This is a genomic window from Amycolatopsis sp. NPDC058340 (assembly GCF_042723975.1).
Taxonomy (GTDB): Bacteria; Actinomycetota; Actinomycetes; order Mycobacteriales; family Pseudonocardiaceae; genus Amycolatopsis.
On record NZ_JBHXIB010000064.1, the window covers coordinates 6,647 to 27,604 of the forward strand.

At 69.0% G+C, this 20,958-nt stretch carries 17 protein-coding genes and 1 riboswitch; of the genes, 5 read left to right on the plus strand and 12 right to left on the minus strand.

The window, feature by feature from the left end; all coding sequences use genetic code 11:
* Positions 1–1,247, minus strand: a 1,247-nt coding sequence (locus ACFWIW_RS37790) for a serine hydrolase domain-containing protein (protein WP_378372875.1), incomplete at its 3' end; no start/stop codon positions are given.
* Between the two features lie 91 nt (positions 1,248–1,338).
* On the minus strand, positions 1,339–2,067 hold the full coding sequence (locus tag ACFWIW_RS37795; protein ID WP_378372876.1) for an SIS domain-containing protein: 729 nt from the start codon (positions 2,065–2,067) through the stop codon (positions 1,339–1,341).
* A gap of 131 nt (positions 2,068–2,198) precedes the next feature.
* Between ACFWIW_RS37795 and ACFWIW_RS37800 the strand changes: the two genes are divergently transcribed.
* The 4 genes from ACFWIW_RS37800 to ACFWIW_RS37815 all read left to right on the plus strand — a co-directional run bounded on the left by ACFWIW_RS37800 (position 2,199) and on the right by ACFWIW_RS37815 (position 6,064).
* Positions 2,199–2,894, plus strand: coding sequence for an alpha/beta hydrolase (locus tag ACFWIW_RS37800; RefSeq protein WP_378372877.1), 696 nt, complete (start codon positions 2,199–2,201; stop codon positions 2,892–2,894).
* A 21-nt stretch (positions 2,895–2,915) separates the two neighbouring features.
* The gene (locus tag ACFWIW_RS37805) at positions 2,916–4,178 is read left to right on the plus strand and encodes a class I SAM-dependent methyltransferase (protein ID WP_378372878.1); all 1,263 of its coding nucleotides are present in this window, start codon (positions 2,916–2,918) and stop codon (positions 4,176–4,178) included.
* Positions 4,179–4,305: 127 nt separating this feature from the next.
* On the plus strand, positions 4,306–5,472 hold the full coding sequence (locus tag ACFWIW_RS37810; protein ID WP_378372879.1) for an LCP family protein: 1,167 nt from the start codon (positions 4,306–4,308) through the stop codon (positions 5,470–5,472).
* Positions 5,473–5,533: 61 nt separating this feature from the next.
* Positions 5,534–6,064 (plus strand): GNAT family N-acetyltransferase, encoded by a 531-nt coding sequence (locus tag ACFWIW_RS37815; protein ID WP_378372880.1) that lies wholly within the window; start codon positions 5,534–5,536, stop codon positions 6,062–6,064.
* On the opposite strand, the gene ACFWIW_RS37820 is transcribed toward ACFWIW_RS37815, so the two are convergent.
* The 10 genes from ACFWIW_RS37820 to ACFWIW_RS37865 all read right to left on the minus strand — a co-directional run bounded on the left by ACFWIW_RS37820 (position 6,051) and on the right by ACFWIW_RS37865 (position 19,838).
* Positions 6,051–6,515, minus strand: coding sequence for a peroxiredoxin (locus ACFWIW_RS37820; protein ID WP_378372881.1), 465 nt, complete (start codon positions 6,513–6,515; stop codon positions 6,051–6,053). The two genes, ACFWIW_RS37815 and ACFWIW_RS37820, sit on opposite strands and share 14 nt — an antisense overlap.
* 139 nt (positions 6,516–6,654) lie before the next feature.
* A complete protein-coding gene (locus tag ACFWIW_RS37825; protein ID WP_378372882.1) occupies positions 6,655–8,466 on the minus strand; it encodes a putative bifunctional diguanylate cyclase/phosphodiesterase in 1,812 nt (603 codons plus the stop codon).
* A gap of 233 nt (positions 8,467–8,699) precedes the next feature.
* Positions 8,700–10,145 carry a cytochrome P450 gene (locus tag ACFWIW_RS37830; RefSeq protein WP_378372883.1) on the minus strand — a complete coding sequence of 482 codons (1,446 nt, stop codon included), beginning with the start codon at positions 10,143–10,145 and terminating at the stop codon, positions 8,700–8,702.
* A gap of 138 nt (positions 10,146–10,283) precedes the next feature.
* The gene (gene metE / locus ACFWIW_RS37835; protein WP_378372884.1) at positions 10,284–12,557 is read right to left on the minus strand and encodes a 5-methyltetrahydropteroyltriglutamate--homocysteine S-methyltransferase; all 2,274 of its coding nucleotides are present in this window, start codon (positions 12,555–12,557) and stop codon (positions 10,284–10,286) included.
* Between the two features lie 98 nt (positions 12,558–12,655).
* Positions 12,656–12,879, minus strand: a riboswitch (cobalamin riboswitch).
* Positions 12,880–13,134: 255 nt separating this feature from the next.
* Entirely contained in the window at positions 13,135–14,211 is a 1,077-nt protein-coding gene (locus tag ACFWIW_RS37840; RefSeq protein ID WP_126731854.1) for a ribonucleotide-diphosphate reductase subunit beta, read from the minus strand.
* A gap of 69 nt (positions 14,212–14,280) precedes the next feature.
* Positions 14,281–17,268: a ribonucleoside-diphosphate reductase subunit alpha gene (locus tag ACFWIW_RS37845; RefSeq protein ID WP_378372885.1), complete on the minus strand. Its 2,988-nt coding sequence runs from the start codon at positions 17,266–17,268 to the stop codon at positions 14,281–14,283.
* 224 nt (positions 17,269–17,492) lie between these two features.
* Positions 17,493–18,101, minus strand: a complete 609-nt coding sequence (locus ACFWIW_RS37850; RefSeq protein ID WP_378372886.1) for an acetoacetate decarboxylase family protein — start codon at positions 18,099–18,101, stop codon at positions 17,493–17,495.
* Entirely contained in the window at positions 18,098–18,937 is an 840-nt protein-coding gene (locus tag ACFWIW_RS37855; protein WP_378372887.1) for an enoyl-CoA hydratase-related protein, read from the minus strand. The genes ACFWIW_RS37850 and ACFWIW_RS37855 overlap by 4 nt, the downstream gene beginning before the upstream one ends.
* A 41-nt stretch (positions 18,938–18,978) precedes the next feature.
* Positions 18,979–19,449 (minus strand): tetratricopeptide repeat protein, encoded by a 471-nt coding sequence (locus ACFWIW_RS37860; RefSeq protein ID WP_378372888.1) that lies wholly within the window; start codon positions 19,447–19,449, stop codon positions 18,979–18,981.
* Complete coding sequence (locus tag ACFWIW_RS37865) at positions 19,446–19,838, minus strand: MerR family transcriptional regulator (protein ID WP_378372889.1); 393 nt, start codon at positions 19,836–19,838, stop codon at positions 19,446–19,448. Before ACFWIW_RS37865 ends, ACFWIW_RS37860 begins: the two co-directional genes overlap by 4 nt.
* 50 nt (positions 19,839–19,888) lie before the next feature.
* On the opposite strand from ACFWIW_RS37865, the gene ACFWIW_RS37870 reads away from it, so the two are divergent.
* Positions 19,889–20,752 carry an NAD(P)-dependent oxidoreductase gene (locus ACFWIW_RS37870; protein ID WP_378372890.1) on the plus strand — a complete coding sequence of 288 codons (864 nt, stop codon included), beginning with the start codon at positions 19,889–19,891 and terminating at the stop codon, positions 20,750–20,752.
* Positions 20,753–20,958 lie beyond the last annotated feature (206 nt).

Genomic DNA, 20,958 nt, shown 5'->3' on the forward strand with positions numbered 1-20,958 from the left:
TCACCCAGGGCACCGGCGCGTTGTCCTGGGGCCCCCCGGGGCGGGGCGCCCCCGCGGGGGCTGGTTGGGGGGCGGGGTGGTAACCCCCCCCCCCCCCCACTCACGAGGGCGGGAGCCGCGAAGGTCGCGTTCACCAGCGCCATCTTCCGCGGATCGTCGCGCATCAGGGGCCCCATCCGGTTCATCGTGTAGCCGAAGGCGATCCCGCTTTCGGGATCCGCGCCGCCGGACGAGCCGCCGAGCCCGTCGTGCCCGAACGCGCGCGGGTTCGGGCCGAAACCGCGTTCCTCGCTGCCGAGGTAGAACCCCAGCGCCCATTCGTTGCCCAGCCCGCCGACGACGTCGGCCTCCCGGCCCTGCCCTTCGCGGGCGGTCGCCAGTGCGCCGGCCGAGAGCAGCCGCCCGGAGGCGAGCGCGCCGTAGATGGCCGCGATGGCCCTGGCGGTGCCGTGTCCGTTCAGCGCGGGCAGGATCGCGCGCCGCCAGCCGGGTTCGTTGGCGTCGCGGCCTTGGACGCGCGGGTTCGCCAGCGCCGCGAGGGCGGCGGGGCCGGCGTTGGCGAACGCCTGGGTCAGCGCGGTCTTCATCTCGGCGCTGAGCACGGGTTCGACGAGGGTGGAGCAGCGCGCCAGATCGTCGTCGGAATCCAGGCCGATCCGGAAGTCCGCGTCCAGCGGACCGGCGATGTGCTCGGCGAAGTACGCGCGCACGTCCTGCCCGCTCGCCCGGCGGATCACCTCGCCGACGAGGAAGCCGAACGACAGCGCGTGGTAGCCGCTGGCCGTGCCCGGTTCGAAGAGCGGCGGCTGCGCGGCGAGCAACCCGGTGATGTGGTCCCAGTCGTAGAGCTCCTCGACCTTCACGGGCCGGTCGAGGCCGATGCCGGTCACGCCGGAGCGGTGCGAGAGCAGCCATCGCACCGGGATGTCCCGCTTGCCCGCGGCCGCGAACTCCGGCCAGTACTTCGCGACGGGAGCCTCGATGTCGAGCGCGCCGGCGTCGGCGAGGTGGTGCGCGCAGAGCGCGGTCATGCCCTTGGTGGTCGACCAGACATTGGTGAGCGTGTCCGCCCGCCACGGGATCGTCCGGTCCGGATCGGCCCAGCCCGCCCAGAGGTCGACCACAGTCTCGCCGTGGCGGGTCACCGAGAACGCGGCGCCGATCTCGCCGCGTGCGGCGAAGTTCTCCTCGAAGGCGGCCCGGACGGGTTCGAAGCCCGCCGCGCAGTCACCGTGGATCTCGGTCATGGCACGGACCTCCCATGGGGACACCGACCGGTCGGTATGTGACCGTAGGAGTGCCGCGGGGACGAGTCAAGAGGCCCGTCCCCGCGGATCGCTACCGCAGCGCCGGGACCCGCGCGCCGTACTTGGCCAGCAGCGCGGCGTTGGCCTCGTCGCCACCGTCCACGTTGGAGCTGCGCCACAGCGGGATGTCGACGCCCTGCGCCGTGCCGAGGTCCACGACCTCGGCGAGCACGAGGTTCCAGAGGAACGCGTTGATCACCGTGGACAGTGGCGCGGTCCGCGGCGCCTCCGGCGGATAGCTCGAATCGCCAGGGCGGACGTGGGAGTCGAGCACGATGCTCGCCTCTTCGATCAGCGTCGTGGCCGAGCGTTTGGGCGCCGCGGCCACGGACGCGGCCGAACTCACCGCGATGACCGACGCGCCGCGTTTGCGCGCCCCGGCGGCCAGTTCGACCGGGTACGGGTTGACCCCCGAGGTCGAGAACACCACCAGCAGGTCGTCCGGACCCGGGGCGCGCTCGGCCAGCACCTCTTCGGCGAGCCCGGACCGGCGCTCGGTCTTGGTGCTGTGCTGCGCGCCGTGCAGCGGCAGCAGCTCGGGGTGGTAGAGCGGGTAGACACAGGCGAGCCCGCCCGCCCGGTAGAAGGTCTCGGCGACCGCGGCCAGCGAATGACCGGCCCCGGCGGTGAACACCAGGGCGTCGGCCCGGATGACCCCCAGGATCAGCTCGGCCGACTTCCGGATCTGCTCCGCGTTACCCCGTTCGGCCTCCGCGAGCCGTTCGGCGACGTCCGCATAACGTTCGGTGGTGCTCACCACATCCGCCCTTCCGTCTGGAGATCAGCGACGAATGTAGCGCGTGGACCAATCGCCGAAGTGGAATACATGGGGTCATGATCGAGGTTGACCCGATCACTGCGGCCGGGGTTTCGGAGACTGGAGGGGCCAGGGTGAGCGAGGCTGATCCCGCGGTGCGGACTTGGCGGGCACGCGGCCAGGTGAAAGCCGTGGTGCTGGTACTGCACGGCGGCGCGGAGCACAGTCATGCCCGCGTGGCGCCGTGGCGGCTGGCGTACCAGCGGATGGTGCCGCTGGCGAAGGACGTGCACCGCGCGGGCAGGGGGCACGGGGTCGAGGTGCGGCTGCTGCGCAACCGGATCTACGGCTGGAACGACCACGGCACCGACGCGCTCGCCGACGCGCGCTGGGCCCTGAACCGGATCCACGACGATCACCCCGGCGTGCCGGTGATCCTCGTCGGCCATTCGATGGGGGGACGGGTCGGCCTGCGCGTCGCCGACGATCCGGCCGTCATCGGCGTCTGCGCGCTGGCACCCTGGACACCACCGGGTGAACCCATCGACGCCGTCGCCGGCCGCGCCGTGCTCATCGCGCACGGGACCAAGGACCGCATGACCGATCCGGTGGCATCACACGCTTTCGCCGAACGCGCCGAAAAGGTGGCGTCGCGGTCGGCGCGGTTCGAAATCGGCGGTGAAGGGCACGCGATGCTACGAAGGTCTCGCGTCTGGAACCGTCTCGTACGGGCGTTCGCACTCGAGCTGATCGAAGCCGGGGGCACTGACGAAACACTGAGCGGAGCCTGGGATCGGCCGAGCTCGGAGCGGCTGCGGATCCCGGTCTAGACCGGGCGGGAGGGAGTACCCATGTCCACGTCGAGCGTCGATCGGACGGCAGGTTCGTCCGGCCTGCCCGGTCCCGACGAAACCCGGTGGCCGGGATTGGCCACCCCGCCGCATTCCCCGTTCCGGGCGCGGATCGCCGAGCAGTTGTTCCGGCACGCGGTGCGCCCGCTGAACGTCCGCGTGCGCATGCCCGACGGCTCGCAGCTGGGCGCGGGCGGCCCGGACGCGCCCGAGATGCGGCTCAACCGTCCCGCCGCCTTCTTCCACCGCCTCGGAGTGGACGCGAAGATCGGCTTCGGCGAGGCCTACATGGTCGGCGACTGGACGAGCGACGCGCTCGCCGAGGTGCTGACCCCGTTCGCGGAGCGGATGGCGACGCTCATCCCGCCGCTGCTGCAGCGGTTCCGCCGGTTCGTCGACCGCGGCCACCCGGACGGCGAGGAGAACACCGTCGAGGGCGCGCGGGCGAACATCCACCGCCACTACGACCTGTCCAACGACCTGTTCGGCGCGTTCCTGGACCCGTCGATGATGTACTCGTCGGCGTTGTTCGGCCCGGACGACGACCTCACCGCCGCACAGCACCGCAAGATCGACAGCGTCCTCGACTACGCCGGTGTCCGCGAAGGCAGCACGGTTCTCGAGATCGGCACCGGGTGGGGCGAACTCTCGATCCGGGCCGCCGCGCGCGGGGCCACGGTCACGTCACTGACCATTTCCGAGGAGCAGGCGAAACTGGCCACCGAGCGCATCGCGGCCGCGGGCTTCGCCGACCGCGTCGACGTCCGGCTGTGCGACTACCGCGACTCCACCGGCCGGTACGACGCCGTGGTGAGTGTCGAGATGATCGAAGCGGTCGGGGAGGCGTACTGGCCGACGTTCTTCGAGACCATCGGGAAGCGGCTGAAACCGGGCGGCAGACTGGGGCTCCAGGCCATCACCATGGACCACGAGCGCATGGTGGCCGCGTCCCGTTCGTACACCTGGATGCACAAGTACATCTTCCCCGGCGGGCTCATCCCGTCGACCACCTCCGTCGAGGAGGGCCTGCTGGAGCACGCGCGGTTGCGGCTGGAAGGGGTGCGCGAGTTCGGCCACGACTACGCCCGCACGTTGCGGCTGTGGCGGGAGAGGTTCACCCAGCGGTGGGGCGAGATCACCGAATTGGGCTTCGACGACGTGTTCAAACGGATGTGGGAGTTCTATCTGGCGTACTCCGAAGCGGGGTTCCGTTCGGGGTATCTCAAGGTCCACCAGTTCGGATTCGCCGAAAACGGACGGTGACGACCACCCAACCGATGCGGGGTGCCGGACGTCCTTCACCTAGGGTCTGCGGTTGACTGGGCCCCACACGCGAGATCGGGACGGGTGATTCGGCATGACGTATGGAGGCGACGACCGAGGGCGACGGATGCCGCCACAACGGCCGCCGTCCGGCCGCCCCCGGCGGCACCAGCCCGCGCAGATGATGCCGCTGCCGGGCCGGGGGAGCAGCCCGTACGACGAGCGGACCGCGCCCATGGGGCACGGAGGCCAGGAGCGCCCCGCGGGTCCGCCTCCGCGCCGCCCGGAGCCTCCTCCGGGCCGCCCGATGGACGGCGCGCGCCCGCCGCGGCGGCGCAAGCGCTGGGGCTTCGGCAAGGTGCTGCTCACGTTGCTGACCGTGTTCGTGGTGTTCCTCGCCGGCGTGTGGGTGTACCTGGAGTTCTCGATCAACCGTGTCGACGCGCTGGCCGACTACTCCGGCCGCCCCGTCGCGGCCGAGGGCACCAACTGGCTGATCGTCGGCTCCGACAGCCGGGACGGGCTGACCCCCGAAGAGCAGGAGAAGCTGGTCACCGGTGACTCCAAGGCCGCCGGCGGCGGCAAGCGGACCGACACCATCATGATCGCGCACATCCCGTCCAACAGCGTCAAACCGACATTGCTGAGCCTCCCGCGCGACTCGCAGGTGAGCATTCCCGGGCACGGCAAGAACAAGATCAACGCGGCGTTCTCGATCGGGGGCCCGACGCTGCTCGCGCAGACCGTCGAAGGCGCCACCGGCCTGCGCATCGACCACTACGCCGAGATCGGCTTCGGCGGCTTCGCGAAGATCGTCGACGCGATCGGCGGGGTGCACATGTGCGTCGAGAAGCCGATGGAGGACACCCTCACCAAGATCAAGATCCCCGCGGGCTGCCAGGACCTCCAGGGCCCGCAGGCGCTCGGGTTCGTCCGCATGCGGCACAGCGAGGCCACGCCGCGTTCGGACCTCGACCGCGTCGCCAACCAGCGGAAGTTCATCGGCGCGATGGTCAGCGAGATCGGCAGCCCGGGCACCCTGCTGAACCCGTTCACGCTGTTCCCCCTGCTGTCGACCGCGCCGGACGCGCTGACGATGGATTCGGGCGACCACGTGCACAACCTGGTCGGGCTGGCGCTGGCGATGCGCGGGATCTCCTCGGGCGGCGTCGTCACCACGACGGTGCCGGTGACCAGCGGTTCGGCGGAGAACTGGGACAAGACGAAGTCGAAGCTGCTCTTCGACGCGTTGAAGAACGACACGGAGATCCCGGACAGCGCGATCCTGACCTGACCTCCGGCCTCGTGAGTGGTAAGGACGGTTCTAACCGTCCTTACCACTCACGAGGAGACTGATGGAAGCGCCCGCCGAGACCCTCGCCGACGAAGTAGTCACCCTGCACCGCTGGAAGCCGGAGCAGCTCGAAACACTCGCCGCCGTCGCGGGCGGCTCCGCCGAACACCTTGGCGCCTGGATGATCTGGGCCGCCTACGGTTACGGCCGCCGGGAAGCCGCCGACTTCCTGGAGCTGACCGCGAGGAACTGGGCCGAAGGCAAGACCTACGACTTCGCGATCCTCGCCGGGGAAGACCTCGTCGGCGGCGCCGGCATGATCACGCATCCGGACCGGATCGAGATCGGCTACTGGCTCGGCAGGCACCACACCGGCCGCGGCTTCGCGACCAGGGCCGCGAAGCTCTTGGCAGACGAGGCTTTCCGGCTCGGCGCGCCGGAGGTCGAGATCCGGCACGACGAGAAGAACCTCGCGAGCGGTGCCGTGCCCGCGCGGCTGGGGTTCACGATGATCGGCGACGAGACCGCAGAACCGCCGCTCGCTCCCGCCTGCGCGGGCGTCAACCGGATCTGGCGGCTCAAGCGCCCTTAGTCTTGCGCTCGCGCAAGGCCGCGAGCGCCTTGTCGGCGTGCACGGTGAACTTCAGCTCGCTCTTGATCACTTCGAGCACCTTGCGGTCGGTGTCGATGACGAAGGTGTGCCGTTTGGCGTGCAGCGGGCTGAATTTGCGCCAGACGCCGAACTGTTTCGCCACCACACCGTCCACATCGGACAGCAGGGGATAGTCGAAGCCGTGTTTGGCGGAGAACTCCTGCTGCTTGGCGACGGCGTCCGGGCTGATACCGACGCGGTGCGCGCCCACTTCGGCGAATTCCGCCGCCAGGTCACGGAAATGGCAGCTTTCCGCGGTGCAGCCGCTGGTCATCGCGGCGGGGTAGAAGAACAGCACCACCGGGCCGGACGAGAGGAAGTCCGACAGCGTGCGCTCTTCGCCCTTGTCGTCGGGCAGCGTGAAGTCCGGGGCGAGGTCACCTTGGTCCATGGACGGATCCTGCCATGTCAGTGGGCGGAGCTGAGGGGTGCCCGGGAAGTGACCGGACGCGTGAACCCGTCCGGCCGAAGGCCGAACGGCGTCCTGCCGACGTAGATCGCGGTCGCGGGTTCACCGGAGAAAACACATGTCAGTGGGCGTGCCGTTCGATCAGCTCGTCCACCTCGTCCCCGGTGGCGGAATCCGCGATGAACGAACCGCGCGCCGCGAGGACGCCGTACCGCCGCAGCCGTTCGGCCTGTTCGTGACTGTGGACGCCTTCCGCGCCGATGCGCAGTTTCAGCTCCTTGGCCCTGGCTACCAGCTGGCACAGATGGCGCACGTCGGCCTCGTCCTCGCCGTCGGCCAGCGCGTCGACGACCGCGCCGGACAGGATCACGTGGCGGACGGGCAGCCCGTGCCGCGGGATCAGCTCCAGATCGTCCGAACCGGAGATGGTCAGCACCAGCTGGGCGCCGAGATCGGCCAGCACGGCGAACGAGTCGAGCACCTCGCCGTCTCCGTCGAGGATGGATTCGCGGTCCGTGCACAGGCGCAGCGCCTGCGCGGGCAGGTTGTGCCGGTCGAGCTGCTCCTTGACCAGCAGCACCAGACCGGGCTCGATGGCCAGCCGGTTCGGCAGCCGCACACAGACGTCGGGCGCCGCCTCGCCGAACCTGTTCCGCCATCGCGCGGTGGCGGCGAGCGATTCGGCCAGCAGCCACCGGCCGAGCGGGATGGTCATCCCGGTGATCTGTGCCAGCGGATAGAACTCGTCGGAGTCCAGTTCGCCCTTCTCCGGATGGCTCCAGCGCAGCCCGGCGTTGACGGCGGCCAGCTGGTCGGGATTCGCGAGCTTCACCGTCGGCTGGTAGATCAGCGAGAACTCGCCGTTCTCCAGCGCGCCCGCGATCACCGCGCCGAGCTGGTAGCGGCCACGGTCACGCGCGTCGAGTTCCGGGTCGAACAGCATCCACTGCGCCTTGCCCGCCTCCTTCGCGCGGTGCAGGGCGATCTCCGCGGCACGAAGCAGGTCCTCGGGACCGCCTTCGGCGACCGGGCGGACGACGATGCCCGCGCTCGCGCTGACCCCGATCCCGTGCCCGCCGACGTAGATCGGCTCGACCAGTTCCTCCAAGGCCTGCTCGACCAGCGTGATCACCTCGGGCGGGGTGAAATCGCCGCGCAACAGGACGGCGAACCCGTCGCCGGACAGCCGGGCGACGGAACCTTCGTGCCTGCCGGTGAACACGGACGTGAGCTTCTTCGCGACCCCGCGCAGCACCTGATCGCCGACGCCTGCCCCGAGACCGTCGTTGATCACCTTGAAGCCGTCGACGTCGAGATAGACGAGCGCGACCTGTTCGGCGCCGGACCCGGCCAGCGCGGTTTCGAGGGCGTTGCCGAACGCGGTGGCGTTGGGCAGGCCGGTCAGCGGGTCGTGCACGTTCTGGTGCAGCAACCGTTCCTGCAGCAGGTGGATCTCGTTGGCGTCGGCGACCATCAGCACCGGATAGGTCGAACCGGGCCGGTCACCCGGGAGGTCGGTCAGGGTCACGTCGACCCAGAGCGTGCCTTCCTCGCTGTGATCCATCAGCAGCCGCTCCTGCTGGGTCGGCTGGCCGAGCGTCATGAGCTGCGAGAGGCCGTTCCGCAGGCGGGCGACGTCGTGCTCGGCCGAACCGAGATCGGGGATCTTCCGCCCGCGCAGCGCGGCGGGACGGCAGCCGAGAAGAGTGCCGAGCGCGGCGTTCGCCTCGACGATCGAGCCGTCGGAGTCGGCCAGCGCGATCCCGATGGGAGAGGCCGAGTAGAGCTTGGAGAAGCGCAACAGCGCCGGCTGGTGATCGGGCTCGGCGCGGACGGCGTCCTGCGCGACGCCGAGCAGCAGCTGTTCGAGTTGCTCCTTGGGAAGCGATACTCCTTTAGTGTCAGCGAGCGTCTCGGCCCATCTCCGGGCCACGTCCACCAACCCTGGCGCGGAACCAGGTTCGGGCACACTTCACCTCTTCATGCGCGGTTGAGGGCCAGCTCAGACCGGGTGTCCGAGCCCATGGACCCACACTAGGTATGAGCCGACCGGGTGTAGTGCCACGGCATCATGCGCGATCCGGGGTGTCTACCGGCTGAAAGGGTGATCGCTGCTACACGAGTGGTGACCGGAAGTTACCAAGAGTGCTCGATCGTGGCGCCGCTTCACCGGGGCGTCAGGCGGATCGGCAGGCCGTCCGCGGGAACGGGCAGCGAGACGTAGTCCCAGCGCGCGGTGTAGCCCTCCGGGACCGACCATCGATACGCCCGCAGCATCTCGTGCAGCAGCGCCTTCACCTCGAACGTCCCGAAATGCAGGCCGATGCATTTGTGCGCGCCGCCGCCGAACGGCATCCACGCGTAGCGATGCGACTTGTCCTCACGGCGGTCCTCGCCGAAGCGGTCCGGGTCGAACCGCATCGGGTCGGTCCAGTGCTCCGGCGAGAAATGGTTGACGGTGGGGGAAACCCCGACGAGTGTCCCTTCGGGAATGAAATGCCCGAGAACCTCGGTGTCCTTCACGGTCTTCCTGGTCAGGGAAGGGACCGGCGCCACCAGCCGCAGGGCTTCCTTGATCACCAGATCGAGGGTCGTCAGCGTCTCCAGCGCCTCGATGTCCGGCACGTCGTCGCCGAGTGCGAGCGACTCCCGGCGCGCGCGTTCCTGCCATTCGGGGTTCTTGGCGAGGTGGTAGACGGCGGCGGCGCTGGTGATCGTCGACGTGTCGTGCGCGGCCATCATCAGGAAGATCATGTGGTTGACGACGTCGGAGTCGGTGAAGCGGTCACCGTCTTCGGTGGTGGCGTGGCACAACGCGGTGAAGAGGTCGTCGCCGTCGCTCGCCCGTTTCGCGGGCAGGTTCGCCGAAAAGTAGCGTTCGAGGACCTTGCGGCCGTGCAAACCCGCGGCCCAGCGGCCGCCGGGAACGGGAAAGCGCACGATGGCCGTGCCCGCGCGCACGGAGTTCACGAACGCGCGGTTGATCGCGGCCGCGTCGTCGCCGGACCGCATGCCCATGAAAACGCGCGTCGCGACGTCGAGCGTGAGCTGCTTGAGGGACCAGTAGATCCGCGGGTTCGACCGGCCGGCCCACGAGGCGATGCCTTCACGCAGGGCCGGTCCCATCTGGTCGACGTAACCGGTGAGCCGCTGCCGGGTGAACGCCGCCTGCATGATCCGGCGGTGCAGGTGGTGCTCGCCGAAGTCGAGCAGCATCAGGCCGCGGTCGAAGAACTGCTCGATGAAGAACTTCCAGCCCTCCTGTGAGAAGGCCTTGTCCTTGTTCACCAACGCGATCTGCGTGGCCTCCGGGCCGGTGAGCGCGACGATACGGCGCCCGAACGCGCCCATCCACGACACCGGTCCGTAGGTCTCGTAGCGTTTGAGGCCGAACTCGATGCCGAAGCGCATGAAGTCCAGCGCGTGCCCGACGACCGGCGGGCCTTCGTCGCCTAGGACGGGTTTGAGGCCAGGCGGGGCGGGCGCGAGTTCGCGGACCGGCCAGGTCGCGCCCAGCCAGCGCTGGTCGACCGAACGCGGCAGGGGGATCGAAGTGAGCGGCGGAACCCGCTCGCGCAGTGCTCCGGTGACCTTTTCGACGGCGTTCGCCATGGTGACCATCTCCCCGCTGAGATCGGCTACCGCTCCACCATCGCACCCTTGTTGACGTCCTGACAATACCTCGATGGAAGTTCCGTGAGGGCCTCCTTCACTACCTTGAGGGTAGGGAAGGAGGCCCTCACGGCCCGGTCAGCCCAGTTCGGAACGGACCGTGCGGGCGGCCGCGACGAGGTTCCGCAGGGCCGGTTCGACCTCGGCGTAGCCACGGGTCTTCAGGCCGCAGTCCGGGTTGACCCAGATCCGCTCGGCGGGCACGGCGCCGACCGCGGTCCGCAGCAGGCCGCTGACCTCGTCGACGCCGGGGACGCGCGGGGAGTGGATGTCGTAGACGCCCGGCCCGACGCCGCGGCCGAAGCCCGCCGCGCCGAGGTCGGTGACGACCTCCATCTTCGACCGCGCGGCCTCGATGCTGGTGACGTCGGCGTCGAGCGCGTCGATCGCCTTGACCACGTCGCCGAATTCCGAGTAGCACATATGCGTGTGGATCTGCGTCGCGTCGTCGATCCCGGAAGTCGCGAGCCGGAACGACGAAACGGCCCACGCGAAGTACGCCTCGTGCGCCGCGGCGCGGAGGGGGAGCAGTTCCCGCAGCGCCGGCTCGTCCACCTGGATGACGCAGATGCCCGCCTCCTGCAGGTCGTGCACCTCGTCGCGGATGGCCAGTGCCACCTGACGGGCGGTCTCGCCCAGCGGCTGATCGTCGCGGACGAACGACCACGCCAGGATCGTCACCGGTCCGGTCAGCATGCCCTTGACGGGTTTGCCGGTCAGACTCTGCGCGTAGCGCGCCCACTCGACGGTCATCGGCTCGGGACGCGAGACGTCGCCGTACAGGATCGGCGGCCGGACGCAGCGCGAACCGTAGGACTGCACCCAGCCGAAGTCGGTGGCCGCGAACCCGGCCAGCCGCTCGGCGAAGTACTGCACCATGTCGTTGCGCTCGGGTTCGCCGTGCACCAGCACGTCGAGGCCGAGGTCTTCCTGCAGCCGGACGACACGCTCGATCTCCGCCTTCATCGCGGCTTCGTAGCCCGCGTCGTCCAGCGAACCCGCCTTGTGCGCGGCCCGCGCTTTGCGGACTTCGGTGGTCTGCGGGAACGAGCCGATCGTGGTGCTCGGCAAGGACGGCAGCTTCAGCGCCGCCTGCTGAGCCGCCGCGCGCCGGACATAGGGGGAGCGGACGGTGTCCTCCGGCCGCAACGCCTCCAGCCGGGCACGGACCCCGCTGTCGGCCAGGTCGGCCGCCGTCGCGCGATCCGTGGCCGCGGCGCGGGCGGCGGAGAGGTCGACGCCCTCCTCCTTCAGCGCGCGCCCGAGAAGGACGACCTCGTCGACCTTCTGCCTGGCGAAGGCGAGCCAGCCCCTCAGGCGCGAGTGAAGCCCGTCCTCCCGCTCGACGTCGTAGGGCACGTGCAGCAGCGAGCAGGACGTCGACACGCTGACCGATCGCGCGGTGCCCAGCAGGGTCGCCGCCCGGCTGAGCGCGCGGGCCGGATCCGTGCGCCAGACGTTGCGCCCGTCCACGACACCGGCCAGCACCTCCTTGTCCCGCAAGGCGGGTTCGGCGGCGACCGCGTCCACAAAGGACTCATCGGTGACGAGGTCGACCGCGATGGCGTCGATCGGGGAGCGGGCGAGCACGCCGAGCCCGCGTCCGAGCCCGCCGAAGTACCCGGCGACCAGGATCTTCGGCCGCGAGGTCTCCTTCGCGAGCCGATGGTAGGCGCGGATGAGCGCGTTGAGCTCCCGCTCCGTGCGGTCCGCGGCGAAGGCGGGCTCGTCGAACTGGACCCACTCGACGCCTTCGTCGTGCAGACGGCGCAGCAGCTCGACGTAGCCGTCGAGGAGGTTGTCGAGCAGCTCCAGCGGGCGGAAACCTTCCGGGGCGTCTTCAGCCGGCTTCGCGAGCAGCAGGTACGTCACCGGTCCGACCAGCACCGGCCGCGTCTCGACGCCGATCGCACGGGCTTCGCGGTACTCGTCGAGCGGCTTGGTGCCGGTGAGCGAGAACGTCGTGCCCGGGCCGAGTTCGGGGACGATGTAGTGGTAGTTCGTGTCGAACCACTTCGTCATCTCCATCGCCGGCGCGTCCTGCACGCCGCGTGCGGCGGCGAAGTAGGTGTCGAGCGGCGAGAGGCCGAGACTGGTGAAGCGCTCCGGCAGCGCCCCGAACAGCTCGGTGGTGTCGAGTACCTGGTCGTAATGGGAGAACGTGTTGGAGGGGACGGAATCCAGCCCCGCGTCCTTGAGCTCCCGCCAGGTGCGGGTGCGCAGCGCGCGGCCGGTGCCGAGTAGCTCGGCTTCGTCGATCTTGCCCGCCCAATAGCGTTCGAGTGAACGCTTGAGTTCCCTGTCCGGTCCGATCCGGGGATAGCCCAGCACCGTCGTGCCGATTTCGGTCACAGCTCTCTCCTCGCGAGCTTGTCGTCGGAGCCCGGAGCGCGCAGGAGTGACCGCCGTTCGGTCGTGCCCATCCCACGAGGCCCGGACTCACGCACGCCGTCGGCGCGCGTACCACGGGCAGGTCTTCGGACTCGTGGGCGACTCGCTCGTTCCTACCGGCCGTCGCTTCCCGGGGCGCCATGTCCCAGTGCTTTACCGTGTCTCGCACGGTGACGGCTTTCGTTCCCACATACCGCTGCGGGGCAGTCCCGGATTCGCACCGGGTTCCCTGTTACCTCGCCCGGCCTGGAAGACCGGGCGAACCAGTAGCACTTCGGAGCGTACTCAGGGACGCAACGGCCCCGCCGGACATGTGACGAACCGGACGCCACGCGTGACCAGACGGACGACACGCGTGATTGAACGGCGAACTCGCGTGATTGAGGGCGTAACTCGCGTGTCTGGAAACGGAACACGCCGGGCGGAGGCCGCCCGGCGTGTCGTCCGTCTGATCACGTGAGTTCGCCGCTCGATCACGCGAGTTACGTGTCTGATCACGCGAGTTCGCGATTCGATCACGCGAGTTACGCGTTCGGGGTCAGTCCCAGTCGAGGGCGCCGCCCGACTGGTACTCGATGACGCGGGTCTCGAAGAAGTTCTTCTCCTTCTTGAGGTCCATCGCCTCCGACATCCACGGGAACGGGTTCTCGGTCTCGCCGAAGATCGGCGCGAGACCGATCTGCTGGGCCCGCCGGTCGGTGATGAAGTGCATGTACTGCTCGATCAGCTCGGCCGAGAGCCCGAGCATGCCGCGCGGCATGGTGTCGCGGGCGTAGGCGACCTCGAGCTCGCACGCCTCGGTCAGCATGGTGCGGACCTCGGCCTGGAACTCCTCGGTCCACAGGTGCGGGTTCTCGATCTTGATCTGGTTGATGCAGTCGATGCCGAAGTTCAGGTGGATCGACTCGTCGCGCAGGATGTACTGGTACTGCTCGGCGATGCCGACCATCTTGTTCCGGCGGCCGAGCGAGAGGATCTGCGCGAAGCCGGTGTAGAACCACATGCCCTCGAAGATCACGTAGAAGGCGACGAGGTCGCGCAGGAACGCCTGGTCGGCTTCCGGCGTGCCGGTCTCGAAGTCCGGGTTCTCCAGGTTCTGCGTGTACTTGAGCGCCCACGCGTCCTTGTCCGAGATCGACGGGACCTCGCGGTACATGTTGAACAGCTCGCCCTCGACCAGGCCGAGGCTCTCGCAGATGTACTGGAAGGTATGCGTGTGCACGGCCTCCTCGAACGCCTGGCGCAGCAGGTACTGGCGGCATTCGGGGTTGGTGATCTGCCGGTACACCGCGAGCACGATGTTGTTGGCCACCAACGATTCCGCGGTGGCGAAGAAGCCGAGGTTGCGCTTGAGCATGGTCCGCTCGTCCTCGGTGAGGCCGTCGGGCGACTTCCACAGCGCGATGTCGGCCTGCATGGCGACCTCGGTCGGCATCCAGTGGTTGTTGCAGCCGGCGAGGTACTTCTCCCACGCCCAGGTGTACTTCATCGGCAGCAGCTGGTTGACGTCGGCGCGGGCGTTGATCATCCGCTTGTCGTCGACGTTGATGCGGGCGGCGCCGACTTCGATCTCACCGAGGCCGGTGGCGTCGGCGGAAGCGTCAAAGGTGGTCATCAAAGGCTCCAAGAGGGCGTCGTGAGTGGTAAGGACGGTTAGAACCGCCCTTACCACTCACGAGGATGTTTACTGGCAGGCTTCGCAGTCGGGGTCGTCGATCCGGCAGGCGGCACCGTCGGTGGCGACGAAGTCGACGTCCGAGACCTTCGGCATCTCCTTCGGCTCCGGGGCGGTCACCGGGACGGCCGGAACAGCGGCGGCAGGCGACGGCGACACCGCGGCGGAAGTCGACGGGGCGGGCGAAGCGGCGGGAGCCGGAGCGGCGGCGGGCTTCGGCGAAGCGGGTGCGGCGGGGGCCGGGGTGGCCGAGACCGCGTTCAGCTTGCCGTCGGTGCCGCGCAGGGTGCTCTTCTCCACGTGCGTCGCGGACCGCGCCCGCAGGTAGTACGTGGTCTTGAGGCCCTTGTGCCAGGCGTAGCGGTACAGCTCGTCGAGCTTGCGGCCGCTGGGCGCCGCGATGTACAGGTTCAGCGACTGCGCCTGGTCGATCCACTTCTGGCGCCGTGAACCGGCGTCCACCAGCCACTTGGACTCGATCTCGAACGCGGTGGCGTACAGCGCCTTCAGGTCGTCCGGCACGCGGTCGATCTGGCCGAGGCTGCCGTCGAAGTACTTCAGGTCCGACACCATGACCTCGTCCCACAGCCCGCGCTCCTTGAGCGAGCGGACCAGGTGCGGGTTCACCACGGTGAAGTCACCGGACATGTTCGACTTGACGAACAGGTTCTGGAACAGCGGCTCGATCGACTGCCCGACCCCGCAGATGTTGGAGATCGTCGCGGTCGGCGCGATCGCCATCACGTTGGAGTTGCGCATACCGACGGTCTTGACCCGCTCGCGCAGCGGCGCCCAGTCCAAAGTGGACGAGGTGTCGACGTCGAGCGCGTCGCCCTGTCGCGCGTCGATCAGCAGCTGCATCGAGTCGATCGGCAGGATTCCCTTGCTCCACAAGGAACCCTCGAACGTCTGGTACTGGCCGCGCTCCTCCGCGAGGTCGGTCGAGGCGGAGATCGCGTAGTAGCTGATGTGCTCCATGCTGGTGTCCGCGAACTGGACGGCCTCGTCGGAGGACAGCGGGACACCGATCTCGAACAGCGCGTCCTGGAAGCCCATCAGGCCCAGCCCGATCGGGCGGTGGCGCAGGTTGGAGCGGCGCGCCTCCGGGATCGTGTAGAAGTTGATGTCGATCACGTTGTCGAGCATGCGGACGGCCGTGCGCACGGTCTTCTCGAGGCGCTTCGTGTCGAGGCCCTCGGGGGTGACGTGCTTGAGCAGGTTCACCGAGCCGAGGTTGCAGACCGCGACCTCGTCGGTGGTGGTGTTCAGGGTGATCTCGGTGCACAGGTTGGACGAGTGCACGACACCCACGTGCTGCTGCGGCGAACGCAGGTTGCACGGGTCCTTGAAGGTGATCCACGGGTGGCCGGTCTCGAACAGCATGGTCAGCATGCGGCGCCACAGGTCGACCGCGCGGACCTTGCGGAACACCTTCAGCTCGCCACGCTCGGCGGCGGCCTCGTACTCGCGGTAGCGCTCGGCGAACGCGTTGCCGTAGAGGTCGTGCAGGTCCGGGGTCTCGTTCGGCGAGAACAGCGTCCACTGCGCGTCGGCCTCGACACGGCGCAGGAACTCGTCCGGCACCCAGTTCGCGGTGTTCATGTCGTGGGTACGACGACGGTCGTCACCGGTGTTCTTGCGCAGGTCGAGGAATTCCTCGATGTCCACGTGCCAGGTCTCGAGGTACGCGCAGGCCGCGCCCTTGCGCTTGCCGCCCTGGTTCACCGCGACCGCGGTGTCGTTGGCGATCTTGAGGAACGGCACGACACCCTGCGACTGGCCGTTGGTGCCCTTGATGTGCGCGCCGAGGCCGCGGACCGGGGTCCAGTCGTTGCCGAGACCGCCCGAGTACTTCGCCAGCAGCGCGTTGTTCTTGTACGCCTGGAAGATCGAGTCCAGGTCGTCGTCCACGGTGGTCAGGAAGCAGGACGACAGCTGCGGGCGCGTGGTGCCCGAGTTGAACAGCGTCGGCGTGGACGCCATGAAGTGGAACGTCGAGAGCAGTTCGTAGAACTCGATGGCACGAGCTTCACGGTCGTCCTCGCGGATCGCCAGGCCCATCGCGACGCGCATGAAGAACGCCTGCGGCAGCTCGAAACGGACCCCGTCGTGGTGCTGGAAGTACCGGTCGTACAGGGTCTGCAGGCCTAGGAAGCCGAAGTCGAGGTCGCGCTCGGCGCGGATGGCCGCGGTGATCTTGTCCAGGTCGAAGGTCTGGAGCTCGGGGTTGACCAGCTCCAGCTCGATGGCGCGCTTGAGGTAATCCCGGAAGTACTGCGGGTACCGCGCGGTCATCTCGTCCTGGCTGGCCTGCTGCGGCACGCCCGCGAGGTAGCTGAGCGCCTCGCCGCGGAGCTTGTCCGCGAGCAGCCGGGCGCTGACGTAGGAGTAGTTCGGCTCCTGCTCGACGAGCACCCGCGCGGCCATGATCTGGGCGAGGGCGAGTTCGTCGGCGCTGATGCCGTCGTAGAGGTTTCGCTTGGCCTCGGCCAGTACCGGCTCGGCCGAAACGTCTTCGAGGCCGGCGACGGCCTCGCCGACGACGTGCGAGACGCGGGCCCAGTCGAGCGGGCGAAGCGAGCCGTCGGCCGCCTTGACGCTGATGGCGACGTCGGACGACGCGGGCTTCTCGGCTTCACGGGCCTTCGCGCGCTCGTCGCGGTACAGGACGTACGCGCGGGCGACCTTGTGGTGCTCGCCGCGCATCAGCGCGAGCTCGACGATGTCCTGGATCTGCTCGATGTGCAGCGCGGTCTCGGGACCGGCGTGGCGGAGCAGGGTGGTCTCGATCTGCTCGGTCAGTTCCTTGACCAGGTGGTGGATCCGCGACGAGGCGGCCGCGTCACCGCCCTCGACGGCGAGGAAGGCCTTGGTCACGGCGACCGAGATCTTGTTCGCGTCGAAGGGGGACACGCTGCCGTCCCGCCGGATGACTCGCACGGTCGCGGGCGTGGTGTCCGAGGACGAAGGTGGCCGCTGACCGGTTTCCACTGACATGCGTGTCTCCAAAAAAGGGCGCGTTGAAGCACCACAAGGCCTCGCGAGGCCGTGCGCTGCACGTACACAAAGCTGTCCGACCACCGCTCCCGAGCGGTCTCCCCGTCGCTGGGCGGTGCCGGTTCCCAGAGACTACATGTAGGGGTCGGAGGCTGCACGTGCCCCAATGGGTGGCGTGTCGTGGGCTCACCCTGGCGGGTTAGACGATCACGCTGAGCGGCTGGTCAGCCGCCGAAGACGATCTTGAAATCGCGCAGGCAGGCGCTCAGCACGGGCCGCTGACCGGCGAGGAAGCCGAACGGCCCGGACTCGTTGATCCGCCAGTCCGCGGCGGCCGGACGCGGCTGTGCCGTCGCCCGGACGGGGCTCCTTTTGAGACGGCCGTCCAGCATTTGGACGACGTCGAAGGCGGCGGGCATCCGCAGCGGGAGGCTCGGGCGGGGAGTGAAGGCCGCCGTCGCGATCCAGTCTTCGTGGGTGGCCGCCGAGGCGGTGAAGGTCCGCCCGTGGGCGAAGTCGAGTGCGGCGAGATCCTTGGGAATGCCCCAGAGTGCCCGCCCGCCGTCGAGCGAGACCTCGCTGTCGACCCAGATGTCGGTGATGGAGCTGGAAAGTCGTTCGCCGCGGACCGCGACCGTCGCCAGCAGCTCGTGGTACTGGAGCTGTCCGGGTTCCTGGTAGTCGATCCAGGCGGTGAACACCTGGGCGCGGCCGCCCAGCGTGATCGGCTCGACGCCGCCGGGCAGTTCGGGCAGTTCGCTCACCGGGACGCGCCAGATCGACAGGTACGCCTGACCCGCCAGGTTCCAGGGTTCCGGGGGATAGGCGGTCACGAGTTCCGCCACGGCAGGTAGTCGGGCTGGTCGGTGTCGACCCGCATCGAGAACTCCGGTGGTCGTTTCTGCAGGAAGGACACGACTCCTTCGACCGCGTCCGGGCTGGAGCCAAGGCCGCCGATCAGCCGGGAGTCCAGCTCGTGCACGGGGAACGGCGATTCCGCGCTCGCCATCCGGTACAGCAGCTGGCGGGTCACCGCGACCGAGACCGGCGACGTGGTCGCGGCGATCTCGCGAGCCAGTTCGCGCGCCTTGCCGAGCACTTCCCCGGGCTCGTGGACACTGTGGACCAGTCCGGCGGTTTTCGCTTCCTCGGCGCCGAAAACGCGGCCGCTGATCATCCAGTCGAGTGCCGTGCCCATCCCGACGAGCCGGGGGAGGAACCAGGCGGACGCGCCTTCGGGGTAGATCCCGCGGCGGACGAACACGAAGCCGAACCGGGAGTCCGTGGACGCGAGGCGGTAATCGCACGACAGCGTGATCGTGACGCCGCCGCCGACGGCCGCGCCCCGCAGGGCCGCGATCACCGGCTTGTTCATCGTGAAGATCCGTTTCGAGCAGCGTCCCGCCGGCTCCTGCCACGCCGCGTCCGGCCCGGTCTCCGGGTCGAAGTCGAAACCGCCCTGGGTGAGGTCGGCGCCCACCGAGAAATCCTTGCCGTTGCCGGTCAGGATCACCACCCGGACGTCCTCGTCGCGGTCGGCGCGGTCCATCGCGTCGCCGAGTTCGTCGGCCATGCGGATGGTGTAGCCGTTGCGGGCCTCGGGCCGGTTGAGCGTGACCGTCGCGATGCGGTCTTCGACCTCGTAGGTGATTTCGGCGTACGCGCTCATGACGTGAAAGTAAGCCAGTGTTGACAAAGTGTCAACAAGGCTCATTCGACGTCGTCCAGATGGTCGGCGTAGTACTCGACCGCTCGCCGGTACTGCTGGACGCCGTCGTCCGAGCTGGTCGCCGCGAGCAGCTTCAACAGGGTTCCCACCGCCTCGCGCGCCTCGCCGACGTTGTAGAGCGCCATCGCGAGGAAGGTCTTCAGCGCGGGGTCGTCCGGGAACTCGCCGAGTCCGCGCCGCAAGGTCGCGAGCGACTCGTCGTACCGGCCGAGGACGCGATACGTGCTGCCGAGCCCGGCGAACACCCCGTGTCTGTCCTCTGTGGACAGACCTTCGCCCGCGAGCGCCTGTTCGTAGAACGGCGCCGCTTCGGCTTCCAAACCGGCCGAATCGTGGGCCCACGCGGCCTGGTAGGCGATCACGGCGTCCCGCGGGTTACGCCCGGCGAGTTCGATCAGCCGACGGCGCGCCTCGTCGGTGCCCTGCTCGCGCAGGCGGATCGCCTCGTTCACGCGGCGGTGCCGTCGAACGGCGGGTACGTCTCGGCGCCGACGCGCTCGGCCACGACGATGTACTCGGCCAGCGCGTCACGCGACCGGGTCAGCTTGGCCAGTTGCTCGTCCAGGCGCCCGAGCCGCTCGCGCATCGCGGCCAGCAGCTCGGGACAGCCGATCAGCTCGGGTTCCTCGCCGATCGCGCAGGGGAGCAGGTACGCGATGTCCTCGGACGACAGGCCGGCGGCGAGCAGATGACGGATCTGCTTCACCCGCAGCAAAGCCGTCTCGTCGTACTCGCGGTAACCGTTCGAGCCGCGGCTCGCCGCCAAGAGGCCTTGGGCTTCGTAGTAGCGCAACTGGTGGGCGTTGACGCCCGTCCGGTGACTCAGTTCACCGATCTTCATCGCTTCCCCCACTTGACCTTCATACCGGTATCAACGTTGACGATCGTGCCATGACAGACAAAACGAACACCTCGATTTCGGTCGTCGGCCTCGGCCTGATGGGCACCGCGCTCGCCCGCGCGTTCCTGAAGGCCGGGCATCCCACGACCGTGTGGAACCGGACGGCCGCCAAGGCGGACTCCCTGGTCGCCGAAGGCGCGCGGCTCGCGCCGGCGATCGGCGACGCGCTCGGCCCGGACGGCGTGACGATCCTGTGCCTCACCGACTATTCCGCCGCGCGCGAACTGCTCGGCGCCGCCGGGCTCGAGGGCACGACACTGGTCAACCTCACCTCGGGTGACTCCGCGCAGGCGCGGGAAACCGCCGCCTGGGCCGAAAAGCGGGACGCCCGCTACCTGGACGGGGCGATCATGGCCATCCCGTCGTCGATCGGGACCGACGAGGCGGTGATCCTGCTGAGCGGACCGCGGCCGGACTTCGACCTCGGCGCGCTCGGCACGATCAGTCATCTCGGCGAGGACCCCGGACTCGCGTCCCTGTACGACGTCGCCGGTCTGACGATGATGTGGAGCGTCCTGAACGCGTGGCTCCAGGGCACCGCGATGCTCAAGACGGCCGGTGTCGACGCCGCGACGTACGCGCCCTTCGCGCGGCAGATCGCCGCCGGCGTGGCGGACTGGCTGCCCGGCTACGCGGAACAGATCGACAAGGATTCCTTTCCCGCCGAGGTGTCGGCGCTGGAGACCGACGCGCGGGCGATGGCGCACATGGTCGAGGAGAGCGAGGCGCTGGGCGTGAACGCCGAACTGCCGAAGCTGATCAAGGCGATGGCCGACCGCGCGATCGCCGCCGGGCACGGGGGAGAGCAGTATCCGGTGCTGATCCGGGAATTCGAGCGGCCTGCCGCGTCTTGAGCTCCGCCCAGTCACGCGTGTCGTCCGTCTGATCACGCGAGCCGTCCGTTCGGTCCCGTGGGGCGGGCGCGGTGAAGGCGGCGTGTCGCGAAAGCCACTTTCGCAACGTTGAAGGTTGGGAAAGTGGCTTTCGCAACGCCTGCGGTCTGCCGAGGTGGTTTGGACCCGTGGGGGGGGGGGGGGCCGACGGGGGGGGGGGGGGTGTG

Excerpts from the sequence above, each read along its gene's own strand:
- ACFWIW_RS37805 (WP_378372878.1), top strand. The coding sequence starts at position 2,916 with ATGTCCACGTCGAGCGTCGATCGGACGGCAGGTTCGTCCGGCCTGCCC.
- ACFWIW_RS37810 (WP_378372879.1), top strand. The coding sequence starts at position 4,306 with ATGCCGCCACAACGGCCGCCGTCCGGCCGCCCCCGGCGGCACCAGCCC.
- ACFWIW_RS37815 (WP_378372880.1), top strand. The coding sequence starts at position 5,534 with ATGGAAGCGCCCGCCGAGACCCTCGCCGACGAAGTAGTCACCCTGCAC.
- ACFWIW_RS37820 (WP_378372881.1), bottom strand. The coding sequence starts at position 6,515 with ATGGACCAAGGTGACCTCGCCCCGGACTTCACGCTGCCCGACGACAAG.
- ACFWIW_RS37830 (WP_378372883.1), bottom strand. The coding sequence starts at position 10,145 with ATGGCGAACGCCGTCGAAAAGGTCACCGGAGCACTGCGCGAGCGGGTT.
- ACFWIW_RS37840 (WP_126731854.1), bottom strand. The coding sequence starts at position 14,211 with ATGACCACCTTTGACGCTTCCGCCGACGCCACCGGCCTCGGTGAGATC.
- ACFWIW_RS37845 (WP_378372885.1), bottom strand. The coding sequence starts at position 17,268 with ATGTCAGTGGAAACCGGTCAGCGGCCACCTTCGTCCTCGGACACCACG.
- ACFWIW_RS37855 (WP_378372887.1), bottom strand. The coding sequence starts at position 18,937 with ATGAGCGCGTACGCCGAAATCACCTACGAGGTCGAAGACCGCATCGCG.
- ACFWIW_RS37865 (WP_378372889.1), bottom strand. The coding sequence starts at position 19,838 with ATGAAGATCGGTGAACTGAGTCACCGGACGGGCGTCAACGCCCACCAG.
- ACFWIW_RS37870 (WP_378372890.1), top strand. The coding sequence starts at position 19,889 with ATGACAGACAAAACGAACACCTCGATTTCGGTCGTCGGCCTCGGCCTG.